Annotated in this window: 7 protein-coding genes; 2 read left to right on the top strand and 5 right to left on the bottom strand. The window is 63.3% G+C overall.

Annotated features, from left to right (window positions below):
- Both GX444_20265 and GX444_20260 read left to right on the top strand, forming a co-directional pair.
- A partial coding sequence (locus GX444_20265) for a hypothetical protein (protein ID NLH50918.1) occupies window positions 1–141 on the top strand: 141 nt, incomplete at its 5' end.
- 92 nt (window positions 142–233) lie between these two features.
- Window positions 234–2,069, top strand: coding sequence for an ABC-F family ATP-binding cassette domain-containing protein (locus tag GX444_20260; protein ID NLH50917.1), 1,836 nt, complete (start codon window positions 234–236; stop codon window positions 2,067–2,069).
- A gap of 4 nt (window positions 2,070–2,073) precedes the next feature.
- On the opposite strand, the gene xseA is transcribed toward GX444_20260, so the two are convergent.
- The 5 genes from xseA to GX444_20235 all read right to left on the bottom strand — a co-directional run bounded on the left by xseA (window position 2,074) and on the right by GX444_20235 (window position 7,572).
- Complete coding sequence (xseA, locus tag GX444_20255) at window positions 2,074–3,414, bottom strand: exodeoxyribonuclease VII large subunit (GenBank protein ID NLH50916.1); 1,341 nt, start codon at window positions 3,412–3,414, stop codon at window positions 2,074–2,076.
- Window positions 3,411–3,947, bottom strand: a complete 537-nt coding sequence (locus GX444_20250) for a TlpA family protein disulfide reductase (GenBank protein NLH50915.1) — start codon at window positions 3,945–3,947, stop codon at window positions 3,411–3,413. The genes xseA and GX444_20250 overlap by 4 nt, the downstream gene beginning before the upstream one ends.
- Window positions 3,948–4,028: 81 nt before the next feature.
- A complete protein-coding gene (locus GX444_20245) occupies window positions 4,029–6,281 on the bottom strand; it encodes a thiol:disulfide interchange protein (GenBank protein ID NLH50914.1) in 2,253 nt (750 codons plus the stop codon).
- A gap of 91 nt (window positions 6,282–6,372) precedes the next feature.
- On the bottom strand, window positions 6,373–7,122 hold the full coding sequence (locus GX444_20240) for a hypothetical protein (GenBank protein ID NLH50913.1): 750 nt from the start codon (window positions 7,120–7,122) through the stop codon (window positions 6,373–6,375).
- Window positions 7,123–7,161: 39 nt separating this feature from the next.
- Complete coding sequence (locus GX444_20235; protein NLH50912.1) at window positions 7,162–7,572, bottom strand: hypothetical protein; 411 nt, start codon at window positions 7,570–7,572, stop codon at window positions 7,162–7,164.
- Window positions 7,573–7,587: the final 15 nt, after the last annotated feature.

Genomic DNA, 7,587 nt, shown 5'->3' with positions numbered 1-7,587 from the left:
GCCTGGCATGAGGAACTGGTCGACGTCCCGGAACACACGACTCCACTAAAATATATTCTGGATTACGACTCGCAAAATCGTCCCGGCGTGGCCGTGCACACCAACGAGGGCGCCATCGATTTCTATTGGCGAAACAAATAATCTGACTTTCCATTCCCCCGCTTGCTTCTCGCCTTGAACGTGGTAAGCATTCATCCGCGTTGTGACGGAAGGTCCAGGATAAAGGTGGAAAGATGGCTTCGCTGATCGCCTGCCGGGAAATCGCCAAGAGCTATTGGGATCGGCCGTTGTTCGCCGGCATTTCGCTGAGCGTGAGCGCCGGTGATCGGATCGGCGTCATCGGCGCCAACGGTTCGGGCAAGACCACCCTCCTGCGCATTCTGGCCGGGTTGGAATCGCCCGACGAAGGCGAATGCGCCGTCGCCAAGGGCCTGCGCGTCGGTTTCGTGCCCCAGGACAGCCGCTTCGCCGCGGGGCGGACCGTCGCCGAAATTCTGCGCGAAGCCGCGGAACGGGATGCCGCGCCGCATCAGGATGGCGAAAACGACCCGCGCGTGCGCGCCGGAATCATTCTGAGCCGTTTGGGCTTCGGCGACCCTGCCGCCGTGATCGACACCCTTTCCGGCGGGTGGCGGAAACGGCTTTCGCTGGCGCAAGCCCTGGTGACCGATCCCGATATCCTGCTGCTGGACGAGCCGACCAACCACCTGGATCTCGACGGCATCCTCTGGCTGGAAAATCTGCTGGTCGAAAGCCGCTTCGCCTACGTCATCGTGAGCCACGACCGGGCCTTTTTGCAAAGGTGCGTCTGCCGCACCCTGGAACTCGACCGCCGCTACCCCGGCGGGTTTCTTTCGGTCGAGGGGGATTACAGCACCTTTCTGGAGCGGCGCGAGGAGATGCTGATCGCCCGCGCCCGGCAGCAGGAATCGTTGAGCGTCAAGGTGCGCAACGAGGTCGCCTGGCTGCGCAGCGGCGTGAAGGCGCGCGGCACGAAAGCCCAATTCCGGATCGACGAGGCCCACCAGTTGATCCGGGAATTGGAAACGATGAAGCAGCAGGGCGTGACCGGACGGGCGGGCATCGACTTCGTCGCCACCGGCCGCAAAACCAAACGCCTGCTGGAGGCGAGCGGCCTCGGCAAATCGCTGGGCGGCCGGCGGCTGCTGGGCGATTTCGACCTGCTGTTGCGGCCGGGCCTGCGGCTGGGACTCCTGGGCGCCAACGGTAGCGGCAAGACCACCTTGCTGCGGCTGCTGGCGGGCGAACTCGAACCCGACGAAGGTCGCATTCAACGGGTGGAGCAGTTGCGCATGGTGTATTTCGATCAGCACCGCGAGGAACTCGATCCCAACCTCACCCTGCGGCGCGCGTTGGCGGAAAAGGGCGATACGGTGATCTTCCGCGACCGGCCGATTCACGTCGGCTCCTGGGCGGCGCGGTTTCGTTTTCCCGCCTCGCAATTGGACGTGGAAATCGGCCGCCTGTCCGGCGGCGAACGCGCGAAGATTCTGATCGCCCGGCTGATGTTGCGGCCCGCCGACGTGCTCTTACTCGACGAGCCGACCAACGACTTGGATATCCCCACGCTGGAGGTGCTGGAGGAAAGCCTGACGGATTTTCCGGGCGCCCTGGTGATGGTCACTCACGACCGCTACCTGCTCGACCGGATTTCCACGGTGCTGCTGGAACTGGACGGCGAGGGGGGAACGAAATACTTCGCTGATTACGCGCAGGCGGAAGCGGATCGCGCGGCGCGACGGTCGGCGGCCAAACCGAAAAAAACGAGCGAGCCGCCCAAGGTCCGGCCGCGCCCCGCGCCGACCAAGCTTTCGTTCCGCGAGCAGCGCGAATTCGACGGGCTGGAGGCCGCCATCTTGCAGGCCGAGGCAGAGGTCGAAAAACACCGGCGGGAAATGGAGGACCCGGCGGTGAACACCAACGCCCAACGGCTCCAACAGGCCTTCGAGGCGCACCGCGCGGCGCACGACGCGTTGGAAGCGCTCTACGCCCGCTGGTACGAACTGGAAACGAAACGCGCGGCGTTACAGGCCCAGAAGGATCGGTAGCGTTTCACTCGCCGGGATCGACCGCCGTCACGACGGCCGACAATTTCCCCCGATGCAGGCGCACGTGCAGCGGATCGCCGGGCTGGGTTTGCCCGGCGTGGCGGACCGCCCGACGTTGCGCGTCGGTGACGATCGCGTAGCCGCGTTCCAGCACCGCCAACGGGCTGACGTTTTCCAGCCGGCCGTGCAGGATGGCGCGGCGGTTTTCCTGTTTGTCCAGTTGCCGCGCCAATGCGCCCCGCAAGCGAAAGTGCAGGCTTTCCAGCCGCTGGCGGCGCTGGGCGAGGCGGGCCGCCGGCGATTGCGCCTGCAGCCGCTGATTCAGCATTTCCAATTGGTGCCGCCGCCGCGTGACCAGAAAATGAAGCTCGTTCACCAGCTTTTCGTGCAGTTCATCGAGCCGTCGGCCGGCCGGCGCGGTCGGCGCGGCTTCCTGGCGCAGCCGATGGCGCAGGTGTTCCAACCGACGGTCCAGCGATTCGAGGCGATTGGCCAGGGTGCGCGTCAGGCGGCGTCTTTGCAGCCCGACCTTGACCAGCAACTCGGCGATGTCCGGCACCGCCATTTCCGCCGCGTGCGTCGGCGTCGCGGCGCGCGCGTCGGCCGCCAGGTCGCACAGGCTGACGTCGGTTTCATGGCCGACGCCCGAGATCACCGGCACGGGGCACTCGACCACCGCGCGCACGACTTCCTCTTCGTTCCAGCACCACAAATCCTCGGGGCTGCCGCCGCCGCGGCCGACGATCACCAGATCGGGGGCGGCGCGGTCGGTCAGCAGGCGGAGGGCCCGGGCGATGGCGGCGGGCGCCTTGTCGCCTTGCACCAGGGTGGGCGCGACGACCACGTGCTGGCCCGGCCGGCGGGCGAGGAGGATGCGCAGCATGTCGTGCAGCGCCGCACCGGAGAGGCTGGTGACGATGCCGATCGTGCGCGGCAGCTTCGGCAGCGGGCGCTTGCGTTCCTGGGCGAAGTAGCCGCGGGCCGCCAGTTTTTGCTGCAAGGCCAGATAGGCCGCGTACAGCGCGCCCAGGCCGATCGGCTCCAGAAAATCGACGACGATCTGGTATTCGCTGCGCGGGCCGTAGGCGCTGACCTTGCCGCGCACGAGGAATTCCTTTTTTTCTTCCGGCAGAACCCGCAGGAAACGGCTGATTTGGCGATAAAGGACGCAGCGGATCGCGGCCCGGTCGTCCTTGAGCGTGAAATAGAGGTGCCCGCTGGCCGGCTGCGCCAGGGCGCTGACTTCCCCGCGGACGAGGACTTCGGCGAAGGATTTTTCCAGTTGTCCTTTGATTTGCGCGGCGAGTTCGGCGACGGTCCAGACGCGGCGGTCGCGTTCGTTCACGATTTGACCTTGTCGACTTCCGGTTTGGCCGGCAGCACCTTTTTGATCTGGCGTTCCAGTTCCTCGACCGAAACCGGCCCCAACCAGGATTGTTCGAGCACGCCGTTGGGCCCGTAGAGCAGGGTCAGCGGAATCGCGTGCACCTTGAAATCGCGCACCAGTTCGGGCGTCGGAATCGCGACCGGATAGATGATCTCGAATTTTTTCACCAGCAGCGCGACGTTTTCATCGGAGCTTTCGTCCATGTTCATCGCCAGAATGTTCAGCCCGGAAGCACCGTACAGGTTGTGCAGGTGATTGAGCTGCGGCACTTCCTGCAGGCAGGGCATGCACCAACTGGCCCAGAATACGAGGAGCGTGGTTTTGCCGACGTTCTTGTAGATCGGGATGCTTTCCACGGCGCCCAGCGGCTTGTAAGTGGCCTTCGACGAACTGATGTACGGCGGGCCTTGCGGATTTTGCTGGCCCGAGGAGGAAATCGCCCATCCTCCGGCGAGGATGACGATCAGTATTATCAGGGCTGGTTTATTCATCGGTTGCCGATTCTGCTTTCCTCGCACATTGGGTCGGAGCGGCGACGAAGTGCGGTCAGGGGTAAATCGTTTTTTTTATTTTTAAGAGCCTTTCACCGCTTTTTCAAGCGCGGCGATCACCATTTCCTTCGTAATCACTTCCGGCAGCAGCACGATTTCCTTGCCGGTTCCGGGTCCGGCGACCGCGTAAACCGGCACGCCGGCCTTGCCGTGCGCCTTGAGAAACGCCGAGATCTCCGGGTTGCGGTTAGTCCAGTCGCCGCGCACCGGAACGATTTTCAACTCGTGCAGCGCCTGGCGCACCGGGTCGGTCTCGATCACCGCTTTTTCATTGACCTTGCAGGTCCAGCACCAGGCCGCCGTGAAATCCATGAAAACGGTTTGATCGGCGGCCAGCAGCTCTTGCAGCTTCTTTTCGGAAAACGGCTGCCAAGCGATGCCGCCCGCTTCGAACGCTTCCGACGCGGTGGCGACGGGCGCGGGGGGCGTGAAGCGCAGCAGGTAAAAACCGGCGCCGGCCGCCAGGGCTAGGGCGAAGATCGTCGCCGCGACGCGGACGGGCGCGGTTCGGGTGATGTTGCCGAACCGGCCGTACAGCCAGGCGCCGAAGCCGAGGAGGCCCAGGTAGCACAGCATGCGGATCAAGCCCGCGCCGCCGGTCTGCTTGCCGAGCACGTCCAGCAGCCAGATCACGGTGCCCAGCAACAAAAAACCCATGACGGATTTGAAGGTGTCCATCCAGTCGCCGGGTTTGGGGAGGAATTTCTTCCACGCCGGCACGTAGGCCAACAGCAGGAACGGAAACGCCAGTCCGCCGGCCACCGCCAGGAAAATCAGGAAGGTCACCACGGTCGGTTGGGTGAAGGCGAAACCGATGGCCGTGCCGAGAAACGGGGCCGTGCAGGGCGTCGCCAGGATGACCGCGAAAATGCCGTTGAAAAACGAGCCGCGCAAACCCTCCTTCGCGACGGCTTCCTGCAGCGCGGCGCCGGTCGGGGCCGTCAACACGAAAACGTCCAGCAGCGACAGGCCGAAGACGAAGACCAGCGCGGCGAGCAGCGCGACGAAGAGCGGCGATTGGAACTGAAATCCCCAGCCGATCGCCTCACCGCCGCTTTTCAGGATCGCCACCGCGATCGCCAGAATCAGGAAGGTCACGATGATGCCGGCGGCGTAAGCCTGGCCGTGACGGCGGATATCCTTGCGGCTCATCTGGGATTGGTTGACCAGCGACAGGATCTTGATCGACACCACCGGCAGCACGCAGGGCATCACGTTCAGAATGATGCCGCCGACGAAGGCGAACAACAGCATCAGCCAAACCGATTGGCCCGCCGCGGCCATCGCGCCGCCAACTGTCGCCACGGGCGCGGCGAAGTCGGGCAGCGGATTGTGCTCGACGGTCGCCCCGGTCGCCGCGAACGGCAGTTCAACGGTGAACGAGAAGACGACCGGCGTTTTCCGGCCGTTTTCGATCCAGTCCAATTGAAAGACGCCGCCGATTTTTTCGGCTTTTTCCATTTCGGGAAGGGCGTGGCCGCTGAATTTGACGGCCAGTTCCTCGCGCGGTTCCGGCCGCGGGTCGTCGACCTCGATCTTACCCGCTTCGACCATTTCGCTTTTAAACGGCGCAAAGACCGGCGTTCGGGAATCGGCGCGCGGCGCCAATCGCACGCCCGCCGGGCCCTTGAGCACGAACAGTATCTGGAAATCCTTGTCGGGTTGCACCGCGGAAACGCTCGGCGTGTGCCGGACGGTCAGCCCGGCGATCCGTTCGGCCGGGGGCGGCACGGCGGCCTGCGCCTGATCGAACAGCGCCCGGTTCTTGCCCGGCTCGACCGCGGTGGCCGGGGGCAGGGTCAGGCTGACTTCCTGGCTACCCGGAACGCAGGTGTTGCGGCAGACGAGCCAGGAAGCCTTGGCGCTGAACTTGTGCGGTTGGCTCGGGAAGATTTTCGGCGCGGTGGCCTCGACGAACAGCAGGACCTCGTCCTCGTAGCCGTAACCGCTGATCGGCGAGCTGGCGCCGAAGAGAATCGGGGCCGGGTATTGCAATTCGCCCGGGGTGATGCCCGAGGTCTCGTTCCATTTCACCTGGGTCGGGATGCCCGCCTCGCCCGGATTGACCCAGTAGATGTGCCATTCTTTTTCGACGTGGAACCGGACGCCGAGGCGGAACGGAGCGCCGGGTGCGAGCGCGTCGACGTCGGCCAGCATCTCGGCCCTGACCTTGGGCGATGGCGCGGTGGCCGGCTCCTGCGCCGCGAGCAGCGCGGGGGCAACGGCGGTCAGCAGCATCGCGAGCGAAATCAACCAACTGATTTTTCGGAGCATCGGTATCCTTTCCAACCGGGAGCGAAACGAATTGCCGAATACTTTAATCACTTTCGGCGGTCGATAAAGCGGCCCGGTCGGTTTGGCTGAATTATTCCTCGCTGAAGCGGTAATCCGCCCGGCAATTGACGAAGTTGAACGTTTTCTCGTTTTTACCGATGAAGGCGAACGGAATCGGATTTCGTTTCGTCAGCGGGGAATCGGACGCCACGTAGGTATAGCGCTGTTCGACGGCGTTGTTGTCCTTGTCGTAGAAGGTGATGATCACCTTGATGTTGCGCAACGGCACGTCGGTCAGGTTGAACACCTTGCCGCTGATGGTGTAGTTGCCGACCTCGTCGATCGTCCAATTGACGTCGGTGATGTCCAGCGATTTGCTTTCGCGCGTTGCCAGATCCTTGCGCAGTTGCTTCAATTCGGTGCGGGTCCGGATCTGTTCCTTGCGCACCCAGCCGTCCAGTTCGCGCCGATTGCCGCCGTCCACCATCACCGCGTGGACCCGGAACCAGTCTTTGGGTTTGTCCTCGATGATGAATACGGCGTCTTCCCGTTGCAGTTCGCCGATGTGCCCGGCGGTGGGCAGCGGCTGCTCGAAAACGGTGGCGGTTTCGACCGAAACGGTGCCGACATCGAGAAACTTGGGAATGGAAACCTTGTTGCCTTCGCCGATGGATTGCCGGATTTTCATGCCCAGCAGGCCGATGAACAATACAATGATCAGCAGGCCGAGCACGGCCAGAAAATTGCTGGACCGCTTCAGGTGCTTGATGTCGGTTTCCAGTTCCCAATCGCCGACCGGGGCTTCGGGCGCGGACCGCTTTTCGGTGTTCTCCTCACTCATCCGCCATTTCCTCCCCGCCGGCCGGATCGGCGGAACGGATCATTGCCCCGTTTCCGCTGCCGGCGGCGCGGTCGGTTGTTCCACGAAAACGCCGTTGCGCAAAACTTCGATTCGTTCTTGCCCGTGGTCATCGGTGACCGAGTGGTAATCGGTTTCACCGTCGTAATCCAGGTCGTATTCCAGCCGGACCGGATCCCCGTTTTTGAAATAGGTCACCGCATCCATCTTCCCGTCTTCGTTGGTGTCTCTTTCCATGTTCATCAGCACGCCGGATTGCCAGTTTTCGATCAGATCGGTCTTGCCGTCGTGATTGGTATCGCGGCCGAAAGTACCCGTTCTTTGGTAGCCAAAACGAGACACGACCGCGTCGCCGTCGGCCCAAACCAGCACGATGGCCCCGACCGTCAAAACCAGCAGAATCGCGAGTGTGATTTTTTGTCGCAAATACATGCTTTCCAAACCGAA

The sequence above is a fragment of the Myxococcales bacterium genome (assembly GCA_012517325.1).
In the GTDB taxonomy this organism is placed as follows: domain Bacteria; phylum Lernaellota; class Lernaellaia; order Lernaellales; family Lernaellaceae; genus JAAYVF01.
Note: the sequence above shows the minus strand (reverse complement) of the source record. Positions and strands in the feature narration are given on the sequence as shown.

What these genes read in the sequence shown, in the direction of transcription:
- GX444_20250 (NLH50915.1), bottom strand. Translation starts at nt 3,947, where the DNA reads ATGAATAAACCAGCCCTGATAATACTGATCGTCATCCTCGCCGGAGGA.
- GX444_20260 (NLH50917.1), top strand. Translation starts at nt 234, where the DNA reads ATGGCTTCGCTGATCGCCTGCCGGGAAATCGCCAAGAGCTATTGGGAT.
- GX444_20240 (NLH50913.1), bottom strand. Translation starts at nt 7,122, where the DNA reads ATGAGTGAGGAGAACACCGAAAAGCGGTCCGCGCCCGAAGCCCCGGTC.
- GX444_20235 (NLH50912.1), bottom strand. Translation starts at nt 7,572, where the DNA reads ATGTATTTGCGACAAAAAATCACACTCGCGATTCTGCTGGTTTTGACG.
- GX444_20245 (NLH50914.1), bottom strand. Translation starts at nt 6,281, where the DNA reads ATGCTCCGAAAAATCAGTTGGTTGATTTCGCTCGCGATGCTGCTGACC.